General features: G+C 73.8%; 20 protein-coding genes. 16 read left to right on the top strand and 4 right to left on the bottom strand.

Going from position 1 to position 18,070, the window contains the following annotated elements:
• Positions 1-290: 290 nt before the first annotated feature.
• The 14 genes from AB0J21_RS21170 to AB0J21_RS21105 all read left to right on the top strand — a co-directional run bounded on the left by AB0J21_RS21170 (position 291) and on the right by AB0J21_RS21105 (position 11,743).
• Positions 291-1,475, top strand: coding sequence for a helix-turn-helix transcriptional regulator (locus tag AB0J21_RS21170; RefSeq protein WP_363147572.1), 1,185 nt, complete (start codon positions 291-293; stop codon positions 1,473-1,475).
• A 525-nt stretch (positions 1,476-2,000) separates the two neighbouring features.
• On the top strand, positions 2,001-2,228 hold the full coding sequence (locus AB0J21_RS21165) for a hypothetical protein (RefSeq protein ID WP_363147571.1): 228 nt from the start codon (positions 2,001-2,003) through the stop codon (positions 2,226-2,228).
• Positions 2,229-2,769: 541 nt separating this feature from the next.
• Positions 2,770-3,258 (top strand): DUF5709 domain-containing protein, encoded by a 489-nt coding sequence (locus tag AB0J21_RS21160; protein WP_363147569.1) that lies wholly within the window; start codon positions 2,770-2,772, stop codon positions 3,256-3,258.
• 66 nt (positions 3,259-3,324) lie between these two features.
• The gene (locus AB0J21_RS21155) at positions 3,325-3,600 is read left to right on the top strand and encodes a type B 50S ribosomal protein L31 (RefSeq protein WP_363147568.1); all 276 of its coding nucleotides are present in this window, start codon (positions 3,325-3,327) and stop codon (positions 3,598-3,600) included.
• Positions 3,601-3,796: 196 nt separating this feature from the next.
• On the top strand, positions 3,797-4,810 hold the full coding sequence (locus tag AB0J21_RS21150) for a zinc-dependent alcohol dehydrogenase (RefSeq protein WP_363147645.1): 1,014 nt from the start codon (positions 3,797-3,799) through the stop codon (positions 4,808-4,810).
• A 130-nt stretch (positions 4,811-4,940) separates the two neighbouring features.
• The gene (locus tag AB0J21_RS21145; RefSeq protein WP_363147644.1) at positions 4,941-5,024 is read left to right on the top strand and encodes a putative leader peptide; all 84 of its coding nucleotides are present in this window, start codon (positions 4,941-4,943) and stop codon (positions 5,022-5,024) included.
• A 215-nt stretch (positions 5,025-5,239) separates the two neighbouring features.
• The gene (gene ssuE, locus AB0J21_RS21140; protein ID WP_363147567.1) at positions 5,240-5,797 is read left to right on the top strand and encodes an NADPH-dependent FMN reductase; all 558 of its coding nucleotides are present in this window, start codon (positions 5,240-5,242) and stop codon (positions 5,795-5,797) included.
• Positions 5,798-5,981: 184 nt separating this feature from the next.
• Positions 5,982-6,842, top strand: coding sequence for an ABC transporter substrate-binding protein (locus tag AB0J21_RS21135; protein ID WP_363147566.1), 861 nt, complete (start codon positions 5,982-5,984; stop codon positions 6,840-6,842).
• 119 nt (positions 6,843-6,961) lie between these two features.
• Positions 6,962-8,029 (top strand): NAD-dependent epimerase/dehydratase family protein, encoded by a 1,068-nt coding sequence (locus AB0J21_RS21130; protein WP_363147565.1) that lies wholly within the window; start codon positions 6,962-6,964, stop codon positions 8,027-8,029.
• Positions 8,030-8,130: 101 nt separating this feature from the next.
• Positions 8,131-8,865, top strand: a complete 735-nt coding sequence (locus tag AB0J21_RS21125; protein ID WP_363147564.1) for a glycosyltransferase family 2 protein — start codon at positions 8,131-8,133, stop codon at positions 8,863-8,865.
• On the top strand, positions 8,862-9,569 hold the full coding sequence (locus tag AB0J21_RS21120) for a TIGR04282 family arsenosugar biosynthesis glycosyltransferase (protein WP_363147563.1): 708 nt from the start codon (positions 8,862-8,864) through the stop codon (positions 9,567-9,569). The genes AB0J21_RS21125 and AB0J21_RS21120 overlap by 4 nt, the downstream gene beginning before the upstream one ends.
• A gap of 71 nt (positions 9,570-9,640) precedes the next feature.
• A complete protein-coding gene (locus AB0J21_RS21115) occupies positions 9,641-10,303 on the top strand; it encodes a methyltransferase domain-containing protein (protein ID WP_363147643.1) in 663 nt (220 codons plus the stop codon).
• Positions 10,304-10,534: 231 nt separating this feature from the next.
• The gene (locus AB0J21_RS21110) at positions 10,535-11,062 is read left to right on the top strand and encodes a hypothetical protein (RefSeq protein WP_363147562.1); all 528 of its coding nucleotides are present in this window, start codon (positions 10,535-10,537) and stop codon (positions 11,060-11,062) included.
• Positions 11,063-11,437: 375 nt separating this feature from the next.
• Positions 11,438-11,743 (top strand): YciI family protein, encoded by a 306-nt coding sequence (locus tag AB0J21_RS21105; protein ID WP_363147561.1) that lies wholly within the window; start codon positions 11,438-11,440, stop codon positions 11,741-11,743.
• Positions 11,744-11,808: 65 nt separating this feature from the next.
• On the opposite strand, the gene AB0J21_RS21100 is transcribed toward AB0J21_RS21105, so the two are convergent.
• On the bottom strand, positions 11,809-13,326 hold the full coding sequence (locus tag AB0J21_RS21100) for an MFS transporter (RefSeq protein WP_363147560.1): 1,518 nt from the start codon (positions 13,324-13,326) through the stop codon (positions 11,809-11,811).
• A gap of 454 nt (positions 13,327-13,780) precedes the next feature.
• Here AB0J21_RS21100 and AB0J21_RS21095 point away from each other — a divergent pair, with 454 nt between their 5' ends.
• On the top strand, positions 13,781-15,685 hold the full coding sequence (locus AB0J21_RS21095; RefSeq protein ID WP_363147559.1) for a discoidin domain-containing protein: 1,905 nt from the start codon (positions 13,781-13,783) through the stop codon (positions 15,683-15,685).
• Positions 15,686-15,712: 27 nt separating this feature from the next.
• Here AB0J21_RS21095 and AB0J21_RS21090 read toward each other — a convergent pair whose 3' ends face one another.
• Both AB0J21_RS21090 and AB0J21_RS21085 read right to left on the bottom strand, forming a co-directional pair.
• A complete protein-coding gene (locus AB0J21_RS21090; RefSeq protein WP_363147558.1) occupies positions 15,713-16,339 on the bottom strand; it encodes a DNA-3-methyladenine glycosylase I in 627 nt (208 codons plus the stop codon).
• Positions 16,336-16,554: a hypothetical protein gene (locus tag AB0J21_RS21085; RefSeq protein ID WP_363147557.1), complete on the bottom strand. Its 219-nt coding sequence runs from the start codon at positions 16,552-16,554 to the stop codon at positions 16,336-16,338. Before AB0J21_RS21085 ends, AB0J21_RS21090 begins: the two co-directional genes overlap by 4 nt.
• A gap of 341 nt (positions 16,555-16,895) precedes the next feature.
• Between AB0J21_RS21085 and AB0J21_RS21080 the strand changes: the two genes are divergently transcribed.
• On the top strand, positions 16,896-17,789 hold the full coding sequence (locus tag AB0J21_RS21080; protein WP_363147556.1) for an NAD(P)-dependent oxidoreductase: 894 nt from the start codon (positions 16,896-16,898) through the stop codon (positions 17,787-17,789).
• A 60-nt stretch (positions 17,790-17,849) separates the two neighbouring features.
• Here AB0J21_RS21080 and AB0J21_RS21075 read toward each other — a convergent pair whose 3' ends face one another.
• A complete protein-coding gene (locus tag AB0J21_RS21075; RefSeq protein WP_363147555.1) occupies positions 17,850-18,068 on the bottom strand; it encodes a hypothetical protein in 219 nt (72 codons plus the stop codon).
• Positions 18,069-18,070 lie beyond the last annotated feature (2 nt).

Below are 18,070 nucleotides of genomic sequence, written 5' to 3'. Positions count from 1 at the left end.
GCGCACTGTCCGGTCGACTGGGTCCGCTGGCCCCTCCCTCGGCGGGTAGTGCGTACCGGACCCGCTCCGCCGCCGACGACCCCCCTCGCGGCCAAGCCGTGGTTCTCGGCGTGCACCAGCGCGGTAGGGCACGGCGAAGCGATAAACGGGGAGGGGCGAGGCCGGAAGGAGCCGCACCGACGCCGGGCAGCGCGAGGCCTCAACGGTCCCTGGGCGAGGAGGCTTTCGGATGGCACCTGCCGCGCCAGCAGCGGGTACCGTTCTGGTGTCGAGTCAGAACTGGAGCCAGTATGCACGCTCTCCCTCATGACCACACCGGCGCACGCATCAAGCGTCTCCGCCTGGAGAGGCACCTCACCCAGAGAGCCCTCGCCGACCTGTCCACCGTCCCTTACTCCACCCTCGCGAAGGTCGAGCAAGGCGTGACGGCGGCCAGCCCGCACATCATCGCCAGCGTCGCGCGCGCCCTCCGGGTCGAGGTTGCCACCGTCACCGGCCAGCCCTACACCGCCGAGCTCCGGCAAGACGAGCTGGATGTTCTGATCCGCCCGATCCGGGAGGCGCTCGACGTCTACGACCTCGGTGTCGACCCCGACATCACGCCCCGCCCGCACCGGCTCCTCGCCGAAGACGCCGAGGGTCTGCTCGCCATAGTCCGTGCCGGGGAAATCAAGAGGGCCGCCGGTCAGGTCGCAGGACTCATTCAGGAAGCCACGACCGCAGCGCACACCACACGCAGCACCGAAGGGTGGCTGCTCCTCGCCTCCACATATCGCACCGCCTACGACGTGGCGAGCAAGTTGGGCTTCGGCGATCTCGCGGCGATCGCCCTTGAGCGCATGGGCTGGGCCGCGCAGCGTGGCGGCGACGCGGTGGTCGGGGGAATGTACCGCTACATGCGCGCCCTCACCTATCTGCGTGAGGGCCGGTACCGCACCGGTGACCGGCTCATCTCCCTCGGCCTGTCCACTCTGGAGCAGGCCGATCCGGGGCGGGAGCGCGACGTCCTCAGTGGGCAACTGCATCTCGGCGCGGCGGTCATGGCCGGTCGCGGACAGGACAAGCAGCGCGCCGAACTTCACCTCGGCGAGGCCGAGCGGATCGCCACGCACACCGGGGAAGCGGTCAAGGTGCACTGGCTGTCCTTCGGGCCGACGAACGTCCACGTGCACCGGGTGTCGGTGGCTGCCGAACTGGACGAGTACGCGACCGCCGCCCAGGCGGGACGCGGCATCCAGTTCCCCCGCGAGTGGCCGGCGTCCCGCCGCTCTCACCACTACGCCGAGTTGGCCCGCGCCCAGATGTGGACGGGCGACCTGCCCGCCGCATTCGCGAACTTGCTGTCCGCCAGGAAGACGGCCCCGCAGCAGGCCCGTTACCACCCGACCGTTCGGGAGACCTACGCGGGGCTGGAAGCGGCGAAGAGGCAGCTGCCCGACAGCTTTCTCTCCTACGGGTCCTGGCTGGGAGTTTGACGGCACGTAACCCCTTGGCCCCAATTATCCGCAATTGCGGATAGTTGGGGCCTTGTGCGTGCTCCACCATGTCGTCACCAGCCCCTCGACATGGAGCCGACCATGACTCGACACGCGGCTGACCGGCCGGATCATGCTTATGCACCGGACCCGTCGCCCCGGGAACTCCCACATATCGACGCTCTCAGCGAGTCGCAATCACGGGGCGCCGCCTGCGTCTGGTGTGCCGGACCTCTGAAGCCCGGCGCCGAGGTCGACCTCGGCGTTCGGCAGCGGCCGAGCGCCACCCACTTCGCCCTCTGGTACCCACGGGCCTGTCCGCCGTGCGCGGGCTCGGCCTCGTAAGGCGGCTGAAGCGGTGGCCGCGCTCCGACGTCGCGGGGACCGAAGCCGAGTACGGCCCTCCGTCGCCCACGTGACTGACGCGGGCGACCTGCCGATACCCCCGCTCGGCCGGGACGGCGCGCCGTCCCGTTTCCCCGGCCACCTCGACAGCCCGTACAGGAATCGCACGCTGGAGGCGCCATGAAGATCATCCTCACCGAGCCCGTCGGCCAGTACTACCGGCACACCGCCTGGGCCTGGGGCACGGGCATCGTCACCAAGGACCTCGGGGACGGCAAGCGGTACGTCCAGTTCGCCCACCTCGGTGCCGTCTGCCGTCGACAGGACCTGGCCCCGGCCTCGCGCGAGGAGATCGCCGCCGCCAAGGACAGCCTGCCGAAGCCGGGGACGTCATGGCTCGAAGTCTGATCCGCCGCACCGCGTAAACCATCTCGGCCCCCGTGGACGAGACCGGCGGGCCGGGCCGGGCGACGCACGCGCGTGGCGGCACGTGCCACGCACCGGGCACCGGGATTTTGTCGAGATAACGACCACGCGCCTCACTGCCCGACCCGCGCCCGAGCGGCAGTGGACGGCAAGAGCACCAGCGACCAGGCAGTAAAAGGCCCCTGCCGGACGGGGGGAACCGGCAGGGGCCGCTCTGGGGTGGCCAGGAGGGGAGGAGTCTCCGTTCCCGGCACTTATGCATGAACGCTAAACCATTTCGGACTGTTCCCTCGAACCGTGCCCCCTCCTTGTGACGCGTGTCGCAGGGAGGGGCTGTCCTCTCGCGGCCGGAGCGGACGCGTGAGCTGCGGATGTGCGGGTACCGGCGGGGCGTACGGCCGACCGGTGCGCTCACCCGTTCGGTCCCGAAGCGCTCGCCGCGCCGCCCCGGGCGGACCAGGCTGGCCAGGGACCGAGGAAGCAGGCGCCGGCGGCGTGAACCGAACAGTGGGAGGTACCGCTCGTGGACAGTGACGACGCGCGGGGCGACGACGTGTACCAGCCGGACGGCTCGGACGAACAGGCCATGGACCAGGACGAGGCCGTCCAGCTCGATTACGAGGACACCCTGTTCGACCCCGATGTCAAGGACCCGCTGGACGAGGGCTACTCGCCCAACGAACGCCCGCTCGCCGTGGACAAGGACGGCACCACCCAGGAGGAGCAGGAAGAGGGCGAGAGCCTCGACGAACGGCTCGCCGAAGAGGTGCCCGACGTCACCGTTCCCGAGGGGGACGGCCTCGGCGACACCTGGGACACCGACGGCGAGGTCCGGGACGACGAGGTCGGCGAGGGCCGCTCCGGCCGTCTGGTGGCGCCCGACGAAGGGGCGCGGGAGGATGCGGAGAAGGACATGATCGCCTCCGACGTGGGCATCGACGGCGCGGCGGCCGGTGCCGAGGAGGCCGCCGTCCACCTCGTCGACGACGAGGAGCCGGAAGGGCTCGACTGACTCCGCCCGGACCGATCCGCCGCCCGCCACCCGGAGCGCCACGTACCCACCGAAGGAGCCGCAGCGATGCAGAAGGACAAGCAGCCCGACTACCACCCCGTGATCTTCCGGGACCGTGCGGCCGGCTACGCCTTCCTGACCCGCTCCACCGCCGACAGCGCCGAGACGCTGGCGTGGGACGACGGCGAGACCTATCCCGTGATCGACGTGGAGATCTCCTCGGAGAGCCACCCCTTCTACACGGGCAAGGCCCGCGTCGTGGACTCCGAGGGCCAGGTCGCCAAGTACGAGCGGCGCTACGGCGCGGGCGGCCGGGACACGGGCGAGGACCCCACCATCTAGGGCCGGCCCGGACGGAGAGGGCCCCTGGCCCGTCCGGCCGGTACGGACAGAGGTGTTTCCCATGTCTGTCCCGGGACTGAGAGCGGCGCTGCGGGCGGTGGACCCTGCCCGCGCGCTCCACCTCGCCCGCACCGCCCCCGGACCGGGGCGCACGGCGGACGTCCCGGAGACCGCGGCGCGCCGGGAGGGGAGCACCATGAAGGCCGCCGTGGTCGAGAGCTTCACCGCCCCCCTCGTCGTCGAGGACCGTCCGGTGCCGGAGCCGGCGGGGCGCCAGGTGCTCGTACGGATGGAGACCTCCGGGCTGTGCCACACCGACGTCCACGCGGCGCACGGCGACTGGCCGGTGAAACCGGGTCCGCCCTTCGTCCCCGGACACGAGGGCGTCGGCATCGTCGAGGCGGCCGGTGAGCGGGTGCGGCACCTCTCGGTCGGCGACCGGATCGCCGTACCCTGGCTCGGCTCCGCCTGCGGACGCTGCGACTTCTGCGTCAGCGGCCGGGAGACGCTCTGCCTTGAGCAGGCCAACACCGGCTACTCGGTGGACGGCACCCACGCCGAGTACGCCCTCGCGGACGGCGACTACGTGATGCCGGTGCCCGAGGGCATCGACCCGCTCGACGCCGCGCCCCTCACCTGCGCCGGTCTCACCACGTACCAGGCCGTCAAGGTCTCCGGAGCGTGCCCCGGCTCGCGGGTCCTGGTGTCCGGCATCGGCGGCCTCGGTCACCTCGCGCTCCAGTACGCGAGGATCTCCGGCGCCGAGACCGTCGCCGTCGACATCACCGACGAGAAGCTCGCGCTCGCCCGCGAACTGGGCGCCGGCCACGTCCTGGACGCACGGACCCAGGACGTCGCCGACGAGGTGCGCAGGCTCGGCGGCGCCGACGCCGCGATCTGCCTCGCCGTCAGCGACGAGTCCTTCCTCGCCGCCTGCCGGGCGCTGCGCCGCAACGGCACCCTCGTCCTGGTCGCCCTGCCCGCCGGGGGCTCCCTCGAACGGCCCGTGTCCGAGACGGTTCTGGACGCCAGGACGGTGACCGGCTCCGTCGTCGGCACCCGGCAGGACCTCGCCGAGGTGTTCCGGCTGCACCGGCTCGGCCGGACCCGGGTGCTCCGGGAGACCCGGCGGCTGGAGGACGTCAACCTCGCGATCGACGAGCTGATGTCGGGCCGGATGACGGCGAGAATCGTCTTCGATCTGCGCTGAAGCGTGTTCTCCGTGCGCACAACTCGCCTTGTGGCGCGGTCGATTGGCGTGGCGTGCGACCGCCCCGCGCGTCCAGCCCCCGGGAAGGTGTCCTTGACCGGCGGCGCACCCTGCTGCTTTAGTCGAGAACATGACCACCGGACGGGACCTCACGCGACGACGTCACGTCGACCTCGCGCGGGTCTCCAGCGCGGGCTGTCGCCCTTCCCGCTGACGGCGCCGCCGCGCCCCTCTCCCCGGCGTCCTCCTCTCTTCCCCGCCCCGCCTCCGCAGGGCCCGCTCTCCCGGGCCGGCGCGTACCGGCGTCCGTGCGGGCGACCGTCACCGTCGACCGCCGCCCCCGTGCGTCTGCGCCGCCCTGCCCAGACGGCTCGCGCCGTACCGCGGGCCGCCACCGTGCGCTTCTCCGTGAACCGAAGGGTTGCCCCCATGGCCACCGTCCTGTCCGTCTCCGGCAGTCCGTCCCCGGTCTCCCGCACCGCCCGTCTGCTGCGCCTGCTCGACGCGCGGCTGCGCGACCAGGGGCACGAGGTGATACCCCTCGACGCCCGCACCGTGCCCCCCGAAGCGCTCCTGGGCGGCGACCTCGGCCACCCCGCGCTGCGGGAACTGGCCGCCCTGGTCGAGGCGGCCGAAGGGGTGGTCGTCGCCACGCCCGTCTACAAGGCCGCCTACTCGGGGCTGCTCAAGGCCCTGCTGGACGTCCTCCCGCAGTACGCGCTGACGGGGAAGACCGTACTGCCGCTCGCCACCGGCGGTTCCGTCGCCCACGTCCTGGCCATCGACTACGCGCTGCGGCCCGTGCTCACCTCAATGGGGGCGACCCACGTCGTGCCCGGCTGGTTCACCCTCGACAAGGACATCGCGACCGGTCCCGACGGGACGGTGACGGTCGCCCCCGCGGCCTCCGAGGCGCTGGAACAGGTCGTGGACGCCTTCTCGGTCGCGCTGCACGGCCGCGCCCACCTCTTCACCCCCGCCGGGTAGCCGACGCCTGCCCCGATGAGGGCGGCCGGTCCGGCGCGATGGTGGGAACAAGTCACCGCGGGGGCGAGTTCCTGCCGCCGCGTCTTCGGGCCCCTTGAAGCGCCGGGGGATACGGCGGACGCTGGGAGCCGGGCCGATGTCCGGCCCTCGGCCCCGTCCGAGGGGCCAGGAGGGGGTGGAGCGAATGTCCGCGACGATATGGGAGTTCACCGACGACCGGGGGGTCCGTTCGACGGCCGGGCGGCGTCCGGAGCGGATCGTGGCGTACCTGCGGGCCGGCGCCGGTCTGTGGGAACACGGCATCACCCCGGCCGGTGTCTACGGTTCGGGACACGACGGTGACAGCGTCGACCCGGTCAAGGCCGGCCGGCTCCCGGCCGACGTGCCCTACCTGGGCGCGGGAAAGACCCTCGACGCGGAGACGCTCGGCGCCGTCGCACCCGAGCTGATCGTGGACGTCACGTACGACGAGCACTTCGCGTACGCCGTGGACGACGGGACGGCCGGCTCCCTCGGCGTCCCGGTCGTCGCCCTCTCGGTCGCGGGGCAGACCTCCCTGTCCCGCATCGTGGACCGCTTCGCCGAACTCGCCGCCTCCCTCGGCGCGGTGCCCGACACGAGCGGGCAGGCCGCTCTCGACGCCGCGCGCGAGGCGGTACGCCGCGCGGCGGGCCGGCCCCGGGCGCCACGGGTCCTCGTCCTGTCCGCGGCCGGGCCCCAGCAGGTGCACCTCGCCCGGCCGGAAGCCTGGCCGGAACTGCGTCATCTGAGCGAACTGGGCGTCCGTCTGGTCGACCCGGGGCCCGGCCCCGGCGTCAACTGGCTCACGGCGGGCTGGGACCACGCCGCGCGCCTCGGCGCCGACCTGATCCTGGCCGACGCGCGCGGCAACGCCGTCCCAGCCGCCGAACTGACCGGGGTGACCGACTGGCGGTCCCTCACCCACGACAGGCCCGTCCTGCCCTGGAACCCCGAACTGGCCCCGGCGGCCGGCGCGTGCGCCACCTTCCTCCAGGAGGTCGCGGACGGGCTGTCGGCGGTCTGAGCGCGCGAACGAGAGGAGGCCGGTCCGCTCCCGGACGGCGGACCGGCCTCCTCCGGCCCGCGAAGACGCCCGCGCGTCCTGCGGCCGACGCCCCATGCGGGACCCTAAGGTCGGGCGGCATGCGCGTACTAGTCACCGGAGGCGCCGGCTTCATCGGCCGGCACATCGTCACGGAACTCACCGCCCGAGGGCACGAGCCCGTCGTGCTCGACGCCCTCCTGCCGGCCGTCCACCCCCACGCCGCCGCCGTACCGGCCCCGCGCGGCGCGACCTTCCACCACGCCGACGTCCGCGACCCCGAGGCCGTCGCGCTCGTCCTGCGCGGCGTCGACGCCGTGTGCCACCAGGCCGCGATGGTGGGCCTGGGCAACGGGGTCGCCGACGCCGCGGACTACGTCGGCTGCAACGACCTCGGAACCGCCGTGCTGCTGTCCGCCGCCGCCGAGGCCGGGGTGCGCCGCCTCGTCCTCGCCGGCTCGATGGTCGTGTACGGCGAGGGCCGCTACGACTGCGCCCGGCACGGCACCGTACGCCCCGGACCGCGCGCCGAGGACGACCTGCGCGCCGGCCGCTTCGAACCCCGCTGCCCCCGGTGCGCCGCGCCCCTGGTGCCCGGACTCGTGCCCGAGGACGCCCCCGCCGACCCGCGCAACGTGTACGCCGCGACGAAACTCGCCCAGGAACACCTCACCTCCGCGTGGGCCCGCGCCACCGGCGGCCGTTCCGTGTCGCTGCGCTACCACAACGTCTACGGGCCCGGGATGCCCCGCGACACCCCGTACGCGGGCGTCGCCTCGTTCTTCCGCTCGGCGCTGGCCCGGGGCGAGGCCCCGCGCGTCTTCGAGGACGGGGCCCAGCGCCGGGACTTCGTCCACGTACGGGACGTCGCGAGCGCCAACGTCACGGCCCTGGAGGCGCTGGAGCAGCGCCCGCCCGGAAGCCTCACCGCCTACAACACCGGCAGCGGCACCCCGCGCACCATCGCCGACATGGCCGGCGCCCTCGCCCTCGCGCACGGCGGCCCCGCCCCCGTCGTGACCGGCGAGTACCGCCTCGGCGACGTACGGCACATCACCGCCGACTCCGGCCGGCTGCGCACCGAACTGGGCTGGCGCCCCGAGGTCTCCTTCGCCGACGGCGTCGCGGAGTTCGCCGCCGAGCCCATGCGCGAGGCCGTGCCCGGCTGAGGGGCGCGACCGAAGGCCGCCGCACCCCCAACGGTGTGCCGTCCTCGTTTCGTCAGGAGCGGGAGCCGGAAATGTCGGATTCCGCTTCGTACGGTGTCGGGGTGAACGACTCGACAGCACCGGGGCCCCAGGCCGGCTCCGTAGACCTCGTCCTGCCCTGTCTCAACGAGGCCGGCGCCCTGCCCTGGGTGCTGGGCCGGGTACCGCGCGGCTGGCGGGCCGTCGTCGTGGACAACGGTTCCGACGACGGCTCGGGCGAGATCGCCGCGCGGCTCGGCGCCCACGTCGTCCGGGAGTCCCGGAAGGGCTTCGGCGCCGCCTGCCACGCCGGGCTTCAGGCCGCGACCGCCGAGCTGGTGGCGTTCTGCGACTGCGACGCCTCGCTCGATCCGGCGCTGCTGCCCGCCCTCGCCCGGCAGGTGACGGAGGGCCGGGCCGATCTCGTCCTCGGCCGACGCCGTCCCGAACGCGGCAGCTGGCCCCTGCACGCCCGCCTCGGGAACGCCGCCCTGGCCCGGATGCTGCGCTCCAGAACCGGGCTGCGGCTGCGCGACCTCGGACCGATGCGGATCGCGCGCCGCACCGACCTGCTCTCCCTCGGCCTCAGCGACCGGCGCAGCGGCTACCCGCTCCAGATGGTCGTGCGCGCCGCCGACGCCGGCTGGCGGGTCCTCGAACAGGACGTGCCCTACCTGCCGCGCACCGGGACCTCCAAGGTCACCGGCACCTGGCGCGGCACCTGGCAGGCCGTCCACGACATGCGCGCCGTGCTGAACGCCGTGGAACCGCCCGCCCCGCGCCGGGCACCGACCGCCGAGGAGGCCCGTACCCCGTGAGCACCGCCCCCCACGTCCCCCGCCCCGCGCGGCGGGCCGGGACGACCCTCGTCGTCATCGCCAAAGAACCCGTGCCCGGCCGCGTCAAGACCCGGCTGACCCCGCCCTACACGCCGCGGCAGGCCGCCGCGCTCGCCGAGGCCGCGCTGCGCGACACGCTCGACTGCGTCGCCGCGCTGCCCGCCGCGCGCCGCGTCCTCGCCCTCGACGGCGCCCCCGGGCCCTGGCTGCCGCCCGGTTTCACCGTCGTCCCGCAGTGCGCGGGCGGCCTCGACGAGCGGCTGGCCGCCGTCTTCGGCGCGTGTACCGGGCCGACGCTCCTCGTCGGCATGGACACCCCGCAGATCACCCCGGACCTGCTCGCCCCGGCCCTCGCCCCGGACGCCTGGACCCACCACGACGCCTGGTTCGGGCCCGCCGAGGACGGCGGTTTCTGGGCCCTCGGCCTCGCCGACCCCGACCCGGCGCTGCTGCGCGGAGTACCCATGTCGCGCGCCGACACCGGAGCCCGCCAGTACGAGCGGCTGACAGCGGCCGGGCTGCGCGTCGGCCGGCTGCCCGCCCTCAGCGACGTGGACACGGCGGCCGACGCCGACCAGGTCGCCGCACAGGCGCCGTGGACCGCCTTCGCCGCGCGGCACGCCGCGTACGCCGTCCCCGCACCCGGCCGCGCGGCCGCCGCCCGGCGGGAGTCGAACCGGTGAGCGCCCCCGCCCGCTCGCGCGAGACCGCCTTGCCCGGCTCCCGCACCGGCCTCGTCGACGCGCCCGCCGGACTGCCCTGGAGCGGCAGTGACGACCCGTGGGGAGAAGCCGTGCGCACCGGGCGCGGGCCGCTCTTCCTGCGCCGCGAGGACGGCTGGCTGCTGCCGCTCGACGTCGAACGCTGGTGCGCAGCCCCGGACGCCGCCGACACCACCGTCCTCGACCGCTGCCACGGCACGGTCCTGGACATCGGCTGCGGACCGGGCCGCTTCCTCGTCGCCCTCGCCGAACGCAAGCGGACCGCGCTCGGCGTCGACCTGTGCCGCGACGCGGTCGCCCGCGCCCTCGACGCCGGGGCGGGGGCCGTGTGCCGCTCCGTCTTCGGCCCGCTGCCCGGCACCGGCCGCTGGGACACCGCGCTGCTCATCGACGGCAACATCGGCATCGGCGGCGACCCCGTGGCCCTGCTCGGACGCAGCGCCGAACTCGTCGCACCGCAGGGTCTCCTCATCGTCGAGACGGCACCGCTCGACCTCGACGAGCGTGTCCTGGTCCGGGTGGGCAACGGCAGCGACCAGCACGGCGCGCCCTTCCCCTGGGCCCGCGTCGGCACTCCCGCGCTGCTGCGGTACGCGCGGGAGGCGGGCTGGGCCGAGGCGGAGCGGTGGACGGCGGCCGGCCGCCATTTCGTGGCGCTGCGCCGCGCCCCGGCGGCTGATCCGGCCGCTCCCTGACGGCTGCGGCGGGCGCGCTGTCCCCGGGGAGGCCCACTCCGCGCCGCCCGCGTGAACAGCGCGCCCGCCGCCACCACACCGGGCGAGTCGACACGCAGGGAGGCGCAGCGAAAGGGCGGACGCGCGAGGACACCACCCGGGCTGCTCCACCGGGGCAGGAACCCCCGGCCAATCGCGGACACCGGCCCGGTGGGCCACCGCACGCCGCCGTGCCGCTGCCAGTCTGGCCCCGTGACCGCGTTCCGTACCCCGGCTCCCGCCCTGGCCGCCACCACCGCCGTACTCGCGGCCCTGTGCGTCACCCTCGTCGTGACGCTCGGCGGCGACACCTTCCCCGAGGACGCCGCACTCCTCTCGTACCAGTACGGGGCCTGCTGGCTGCTGTTCGGCGGCGCCGCCCTGGCCCTGCGCAAGGTCCCGGTCCGCGCGGTCGCCGCCGTCGTGCTCACCGGAGGGATCGCCGTCGCCGTGACCGGACTCGTCTCCCCGCCCACCACCAGCACCGACTCCTCCCGGTACGCGTGGGACGGACGCGTGCAGGCGGCCGGGATCTCCCCGTACGACCACACCCCCGCCGACCCCGCCCTCGCCGCGCTGCGCGACCCCTGGCTGTTCCCGGTCGGCCCCGCGTGCGCGGACCACGAACGGCCCGGCCTCGCCGCCCCCGAGGACCCGGCGCGTGCTGCCCGCCGACTGGGCGCCCCTCGCCGTCGTCCTCGTCCTGCTCGCCCTGGCCGGGTACGTCCTGTGGCGCGGTGACCCGCTGCGCCCCTGGCGCGGGGCGCTGCTCGTGACCGGTGGCGCCTTCCTGCTGCTCACCCCCGGCCACCCCTGGTACGCGTTGCTCGTCGTCGGTCTCGTCGCGCTCGACGGCCGCTGGGAGTTGGCTGGGCGTCGCCGTCGCGGGAGCCGCCGCCTACGTCACCTCGCGTACGGTGCCCGGTCCCGACCCGATCGCCGCGACGGCGTACGCGCTGGCGGCCGCCGCCGTCCTCGTCGGCGCCCTGCTGCGCCTGTTCCACCCGGACCGGGACGCAGGAGCGGCGACTGGGATCATGGACGACGACGCCGGGCGAGCCGCTTCGAAGGAGGCCGCCGCGCGTACGCAGGCTTCAGCGAGAGGAACGATCACCGATGGCAGTCTTCGCCGTCTTCTACACGTACACCGACAACAGCGCGGGGCGTGACGAGACGCGTCCCGCACACCGCGCCTACCTGACGGAACTCGCCGAGAAGGGCGTCAACCTCGTCTCGGGGCCGCTCGCGGGCGGCCCCCAGGACGGCGCTCTGCTGCTGTTGCGCGCCGCATCGGCCGAGGAGGCCCGCGCCCACACCGAGCAGGACCCCTTCCGGCTGGAGGGCCTGGTGGCCGAGGTCCGGGTCGAGGAGTGGAAGCCGGTCAACGGACCGCTCGCCGGGGCCTTCGACGTCGCGAACTGAGGGACGTCCGGCACAGCCGTGCCCCGCTGCCGCCGACACGCGGTGGTCGCGGGGTGCGGCCGTGCTCAGGCGCTCGGCACCGTCTGGTCACCGGCGGGCAGCCTCCCCCAGCGGTACAGGAACACGGTGATCAGCAGCCCCAGGGCGAAGAAGCCCGCCGACCACCAGAACGCCGTCGTGTAGCTGTGCATCTGGGCCTGGAGCGGGAGCAGACGGCTGGGCCGTTTGCCGACGACGTAGTTGGCGGCGGCGGTCGTGGCGAGCGTGTTCAGCAGCGAGGTGCCGACCGAACCGCCTACCTGCTGGCAGGTGTTGACCATCGCCGAGGCCACCCCGGCGTCCCTGGAGGCGATCCCGGAGGTCGCCGTGTTCATCGCCGGGGCGAAGACGAGCCCGAGCCCCAGGCCCGCCACCAGCAGCGGCGGCAGCACGTGCGCGGCGTAGGAACTGGACAGGTTCAGCCCCGTCAGCCACGCCATCCCGGCGCCCGCGAGCCCCATCCCGGTCGGCACCAGCGGCTTCGGTCCCACGCGTGGCAGGACGAAGTTGGTCACCGTCACCGAGGTGACGATCAGCACCGCGACCATCGGCAGGAACGCGAACCCGGTCCGGATCGGGGAGTAGTGCAGGATCTGCTGGAGGTAGTACGTCAGGAACAGGAACACCCCGAACATGCCGGCGCCCGAGATGAACATCGCGAGGAACGAGGCGCCGCGATTGCGGTGCAGCACCACGCGCAGCGGCAGCAACGGATGCGCCACCCGCTTCTCCCACCACGCGAAGGCGAGCAGCAGGACCCCGCCCGCCGCGAGGAACCCCCAGGTCAGCGGAGAGCCCCAGTGGTGACGCTCGGCGTTGGAGAAGCCGTAGACGATGCAGAACAGGCCGCCCGAGGCCAGCAGACTGCCCGGCAGGTCGAGGCTCGGGCGCCCGGTCGGCTTGCCCGAGTACAGCAGCCGGGCCCCGCCCAGCATCGCGCCCACGGCGAACAGCAGGTTGACGTAGAGGCACCAGCGCCAGTCCAGGTACTCGGTCAGCACCCCGCCCAGCAGCAGACCCACCGCACCACCCGCACCGGCGATGGCCCCGTAGATGCCGAAGGCCTTCGCGCGTTCCTTGCCGTCCGTGAACGTCGTCGTCAGCAGGGACAGCGCGGCGGGCGCGAGGAGCGCCCCGAACACGCCTTGCGCGGCGCGTGCCACGACGAGCATCAGGAAACTCTGCGAGGCCCCGCCGACCGCCGAGGCCGCCGCGAAACCGGCCAGCCCGATCAGGAAGACCCGCTTGCGGCCGACCAGGTCGGCGATCCGCCCGCCGAGCAGCAGGAGGCTGCCGAAGGCGAGCGCGTACGCCGTGATGACCCACTGCCGGTTGCCGTTGCTGAACCCCAGCTCCCGCTGGGCGGAGGGCAGCGCGATGTTCACGATGGTCGCGTCGAGGACCACCATGAGCTGGGCGATGCCGATGACGCTCAGGATCAGCCAGCGGTGCTCGTGCGATCCGCCCCTGCCCGGGTCGCCGTCGGAGGCTTCCGGCCCGGAGGGGCCCGCTGCCCTGCCCGTGTCTTCAGGTCCGCTATCCATGCTGGTCAGCCCTTCGAAGCTCAGAGCTGCCCACGCTAGGCGCGGCGCGGTGACGCGGCGAGCGGGGAGGGGCCGGACGGGAGAGGGCGGCCGCCGTGTCCGCCGAGCCGTGACCGCACGCCCCGCAGGGCCGCTGCCGGGCTCCGGCCCCCTCGCAGCCCCGCATTCAGGAAGTGAACGGTCAACAGGCTTTGTTAGGCCTCCAGTTCAGGATCGCGCCATCCCGGTGTGAAGTATTGACGGTTTCTCGGGGGCTGTGTTTACTCACGCTCCAACGCCTGTACCCGTGTCGCGTGCGCTTGCGTCGTGGCCGGCACGACGACACCCCGAAACGGCCGCGCACAGCCGATCCGTACCACCACGGGCCGAACGGCACCCCCACCTGCCGACCGCACCCGCGCACCGCACGCGTACCGATGGAGAGGCGCCCCCCACCTCCCGCTAGGAGAGCCGCATGCCATCCCGCACGAGCCGTACCCCTCGCTCCGCACGCACCTCCCGTACGCTGACCGTCGCCCTCGCGACCCTGTCGGCGGCCTGTCTGCTCGCGGTGCCCGCCGTCGCGGACCCGGCCGCCACCCCGAGAGCCGGCGCCGCCCGCGCCGCCGCGGCCTGGGACACCGACCTCGCCGCCGCCGCGTACAGCGCCGATCCGGCCGCTGTCTCCGCCTCCGGCGGCAGCGCCCAGGCGGCCTTCGACGGGAACGACGCCACGACCTGGACCAGTGACGCCGCCGACGACGCGTGGATCAGCGTCGACCTCGGCAGCAGACTGCGCATCGAGCGCGTCGTCCTGGACTGGGGCGCCGACTTCGGCAAGAAGTACGTCGTGGAGACCTCCGACGACGGCAGCGACTGGAAACCCTTCTTCACCGAGGACCAGGGCACCGGCGAGAGCGTCACCGCCCACACCTACCCGCAGGAGGTGCGCGGCCGCTATGTCCGGATGCGCGGGGTCGAGCGGTCCGCGGGGGGCGGCTACGCGCTGTCCGCCCTCAAGGTGTACGGCGGGGAACCCGCCCCCGCGACCACCACCCGCGCCAACCTCGCGCTGCACCACCCGGCCTACAGCGACGTCTACCAGAGCGCGGGCAACTCGCCGGCCTTCGTCACCGACGGCGGGAAACCGGACGGCCTCACGGGCGACGCCACCCGCTGGTCCAGCGACTGGAACGCGGACCGCTGGGTCTCCGTCGACCTCGGCGCGTCCTCCACGATCGACAGCGTCGACCTCTACTGGGAGTCCGCCTTCGCCGTCGACTACGCGATCCAGGTCTCCGACGACAACGAGAACTGGCGCACCGTGCACGAGCTGTCCGCCGCCGAGGTCGAGGCCCGCCGCGCCGACATCGGCACCCCGGGCCAGTCGGCCGGGAAGCACGACACCGTCCAGCTGCCCACCCCCGCCACCGGGCGGTACGTCAGGATGCTCGGCAAGGAACGCCGCTCCTTCTACAACCCGGCGCCCGCCACCGCCCAGTTCGGCTACTCCCTCTACGAGTTCGAGGTGTGGGGAACCGGCGGCAGCGCCGACGCCGCCTACCCGGCGCTCCCCGGCGAGCAAAGCGGGGACTACCGCACCACCTTCTTCGACGACTTCACCGGGGACGGCCTCGACCGCTCCAAGTGGCGCGTCGTGCGCACGGGCACCGAAATGGGCCCGGTCAACGGCGAGTCCCAGGCGTACGTCGACTCGCCCGACAACATCTCCACCCAGGACGGGGTGCTCCAGCTCAAGACCAAGTACTGCAAGGGCTGCACCGAGGCCGGCGGCACCACCTACGACTTCACCTCCGGCCGCATCGACACCAACACGACGTTCGACTTCACCTACGGCAAGGTCAGCGCCCGCATGAAGCTGCCGGTCGGCGACGGCTTCTGGCCCGCCTTCTGGATGCTCGGCAGCAACGTCGACGACCCGAAGGTCTCCTGGCCCGCCTCCGGCGAGACCGACATCATGGAGAACATCGGTTACGGCGACTGGACCTCCAGCGCCCTGCACGGGCCGGGCTACTCGGCGGACGGCAACATCGGCGCCCAGCAGACCTACCCCGACACCCGGTCCGACGCCTGGCACACCTACGGCGTCGAGTGGAAACCGACCGGGATGACCTTCACGGTCGACGACCGCGTGGTGCAGGAGACCAGCCGCAACAAGCTGGAGTCCACGCGCGGCCAGTGGGTCTTCGACCACGACCAGTACGTCATCCTCAACATGGCGCTGGGCGGCGCCTACCCGGCGGGCTGGAACAAGGTCACCGAGCCCTACTGGGGGCTGCCCCAGTCCAGCGTGGACCGGGTCGCCCAGGGCGGGGTGCAGGCCGAGATCGACTGGGTCCGCGTCGAGCAGAAGGACTGACCCCGCCCCGCCGCGCCGGGGGAGCGGTCAGTTCCCCCGGCGCACCCAGCAGTCCTCCGCGTGGTCGTCCACCACGCCGACCGCCTGGAGGAAGGCGTAGGTGATCGTCGTCCCGACGAAGGTGAACCCCCGCTTCTTCAGATCCTTGCTGATCCGGTCGGACAACTCCGTGCGCGCCGGCGGGAAGGTGCCCGAGGCACGCGTGTTCACCACCGGTCTCCCGCCCACCCACTGCCACAGATACGCGTCGAAGGAACCGCGCTCCTCGCGCACGGCGAGGAAGGCCCGCGCGTTCTTCACGAGCGAGGCGACCTTCAGCCGGTTGCGCACGATCCCCGGATCGGTGAGCAGCGCGTCCAGCTTCGGCTGCCCGTACTCAGCCACCCGGCGCACGTCGAAACCGTCCAGCAGCCGACGGTAGTTCTCCCTCTTGTTGAGCACCGTCGACCAGGACAGGCCCGCCTGCGCGCCTTCCAGGACCAGCAGTTCGAACAGGTAGGCGTCGTCGTGCGCGGGTCTGCCCCACTCCCGGTCGTGGTACGCCGTCATCAGCTCCGAGGTGCCACTCGCCCAGCCGCAGCGCCCCGCTCCCGGCGGCGGCTCCAGCGGCGCCGCACCGGTGGCGGCGACGCGCCCCGCTCCCGCGCCGCTCATCCGGGCAGCCCCAGCAGCTCGCACAGTTCGCCCTCGTTCCCCGAAAGGCCGGCGGACCGCAGCGCGGCGTCCGCCTCCGCCATCGGGCCCGCGAGCAGCGCCGCCGCCAGAGGCGCGGTCCCCGGGTCGTCGAGCACCGCCCGGGCCGCCTGCCGCAGCCGCAGGCAGGCCCGCGCCGCCTCCGTCCTCGCCTCCGTCACTCCGTGCACCGTCATCACGTGCTCCGCTCCCCGTCCTCGGTGGTCCCGGCCGCGCGCGACCCGGACGGGCCACGCCTGACAGCCCGTCATCGACGGGCCGCGTCCCAGCCTGCCGTACGCCACTGACAACGGCCGCACACCACCGGCGGCGCCGCGTCCGCCCGGGGGAGCTGAGGCTCCGGTCCCGGGTCCGCGGGCCCGGGGTGCCGGGCGGCGCCGACACGGTGAGAGGGCACGCCCCGCCCCTGCGCCGTGCCCGCGCCTCTGCGCCGTGCCCGCGCCTGCGGTGGCAGGGTGGGGGCAGGAGACGCCCCCCTGGGCGCTCCCCTCGCCGTTCCCACCCCACGGAGGCCCTGATGACCGCCACCACCCCCGTCGTCGCCGTGCTCGGCACCGGAATCATGGGATCCGGCATGGCCCGCAGCCTGCTGCGCGCCGGGCTCCCGGTCCGCGTGTGGAACCGCACCCGGGCCAAGGCCGAAGCCCTGGCCGGCGACGGCGCCGAGGTCGCCGCGAGCGCCGAGGCCGCCGTCCGGGACGCCGACGTCCTCCTCACCGTCCTGAACGACGGGGCGGCCGTCGAGTCCGCCATGGACGCCGCCCGTCCCGGGCTGCGTCCCGGACAGATCTGGCTCCAGGTGTCCACGGTCGGTGTCGAGGCCACCCGCTCCCTCGCGGAACGAGGCGAGGAGTGGGGCCTGGTCTACCTCGACAGCCCCGTGTCCGGCACGAAGCAGCCCGCCGAACAGGGCGCGCTGACCGTCCTGGTGTCCGGCCCCGAAACCGCTCGCGAGACCGTGGAACCGGTGCTCTCGGCCATCGGGCGGAAGACCGTGTGGGCCGGTGCGGAACCCGGCGCCGCGACCCGGCTCAAACTCGTCACCAACACGTGGCTCACCACCCTGGTCGGCGGGGTCGCCGAGACCCTGAACGTCGCCGACGGCCTCGGCGTGGACCCGCGCTCGTTCCTCGACGTCGTCTCCGGCGGGCCGCTCGACAGCCCGTACCTGCGCACCAAGACCGAGGCCGTGCTGTCCGGCGACCTGACGCCCAGCTTCGCCCTGTCCACGGCGCTCAAGGACACCGAGCTGATCCTCGCGGCCGTACGGGACAGCGGCCTGCGGCTCGACATGCTCCCGGCCGCCGCCGAGCGCTCGGCCCGCGCCGTGCGCGAGGGACACGGGGACGAGGACATGATCGCGACGTACTTCGCGGGCCGGCCGGGGCCCGAGGGCCCCGAGGCCGGCTGACCCGGCCGGACCGGACCGGCGTCCGGCCCGGCCCGCCTCGCGCGCAGTGGTCGCCGGGGCCTACGGCGACTCGCCGCCCTCCCCGCGCCGCTGCTCACGGTCCCGGGCCGGGCGCTCCCGCTGCGGGCGCAGGTCCAGGATCTCCAGAAGGAAGGACAGGTCCTCCGCGTTCTGCGCGCGGGCGGCCAGCACCAGGCGGGCCCGGCGGCGTTCCTCGGCGTACGCCTCCGAGAGGCCCTTCTCCGTGTACGGGTCCTGGCCCCGCTGATCGTCGGTCATCG

Source organism: Streptomyces sp. NPDC049954 (genome assembly GCF_040656295.1).
Taxonomy (GTDB): Bacteria; Actinomycetota; Actinomycetes; order Streptomycetales; family Streptomycetaceae; genus Streptomyces.
This window is presented reverse-complemented; position numbering and strand designations above follow the sequence as displayed.

What these genes read in the sequence shown, in the direction of transcription:
- AB0J21_RS21170 (WP_363147572.1), top strand. Translation starts at nt 291, where the DNA reads ATGCACGCTCTCCCTCATGACCACACCGGCGCACGCATCAAGCGTCTC.
- AB0J21_RS21165 (WP_363147571.1), top strand. Translation starts at nt 2,001, where the DNA reads ATGAAGATCATCCTCACCGAGCCCGTCGGCCAGTACTACCGGCACACC.
- AB0J21_RS21155 (WP_363147568.1), top strand. Translation starts at nt 3,325, where the DNA reads ATGCAGAAGGACAAGCAGCCCGACTACCACCCCGTGATCTTCCGGGAC.
- AB0J21_RS21150 (WP_363147645.1), top strand. Translation starts at nt 3,797, where the DNA reads ATGAAGGCCGCCGTGGTCGAGAGCTTCACCGCCCCCCTCGTCGTCGAG.
- AB0J21_RS21145 (WP_363147644.1), top strand. Translation starts at nt 4,941, where the DNA reads ATGACCACCGGACGGGACCTCACGCGACGACGTCACGTCGACCTCGCG.
- ssuE (WP_363147567.1), top strand. Translation starts at nt 5,240, where the DNA reads ATGGCCACCGTCCTGTCCGTCTCCGGCAGTCCGTCCCCGGTCTCCCGC.
- AB0J21_RS21135 (WP_363147566.1), top strand. Translation starts at nt 5,982, where the DNA reads ATGTCCGCGACGATATGGGAGTTCACCGACGACCGGGGGGTCCGTTCG.
- AB0J21_RS21130 (WP_363147565.1), top strand. Translation starts at nt 6,962, where the DNA reads ATGCGCGTACTAGTCACCGGAGGCGCCGGCTTCATCGGCCGGCACATC.
- AB0J21_RS21105 (WP_363147561.1), top strand. Translation starts at nt 11,438, where the DNA reads ATGGCAGTCTTCGCCGTCTTCTACACGTACACCGACAACAGCGCGGGG.
- AB0J21_RS21100 (WP_363147560.1), bottom strand. Translation starts at nt 13,326, where the DNA reads ATGGATAGCGGACCTGAAGACACGGGCAGGGCAGCGGGCCCCTCCGGG.
- AB0J21_RS21095 (WP_363147559.1), top strand. Translation starts at nt 13,781, where the DNA reads ATGCCATCCCGCACGAGCCGTACCCCTCGCTCCGCACGCACCTCCCGT.
- AB0J21_RS21090 (WP_363147558.1), bottom strand. Translation starts at nt 16,339, where the DNA reads ATGAGCGGCGCGGGAGCGGGGCGCGTCGCCGCCACCGGTGCGGCGCCG.
- AB0J21_RS21085 (WP_363147557.1), bottom strand. Translation starts at nt 16,554, where the DNA reads ATGACGGTGCACGGAGTGACGGAGGCGAGGACGGAGGCGGCGCGGGCC.
- AB0J21_RS21080 (WP_363147556.1), top strand. Translation starts at nt 16,896, where the DNA reads ATGACCGCCACCACCCCCGTCGTCGCCGTGCTCGGCACCGGAATCATG.
- AB0J21_RS21075 (WP_363147555.1), bottom strand. Translation starts at nt 18,068, where the DNA reads ATGACCGACGATCAGCGGGGCCAGGACCCGTACACGGAGAAGGGCCTC.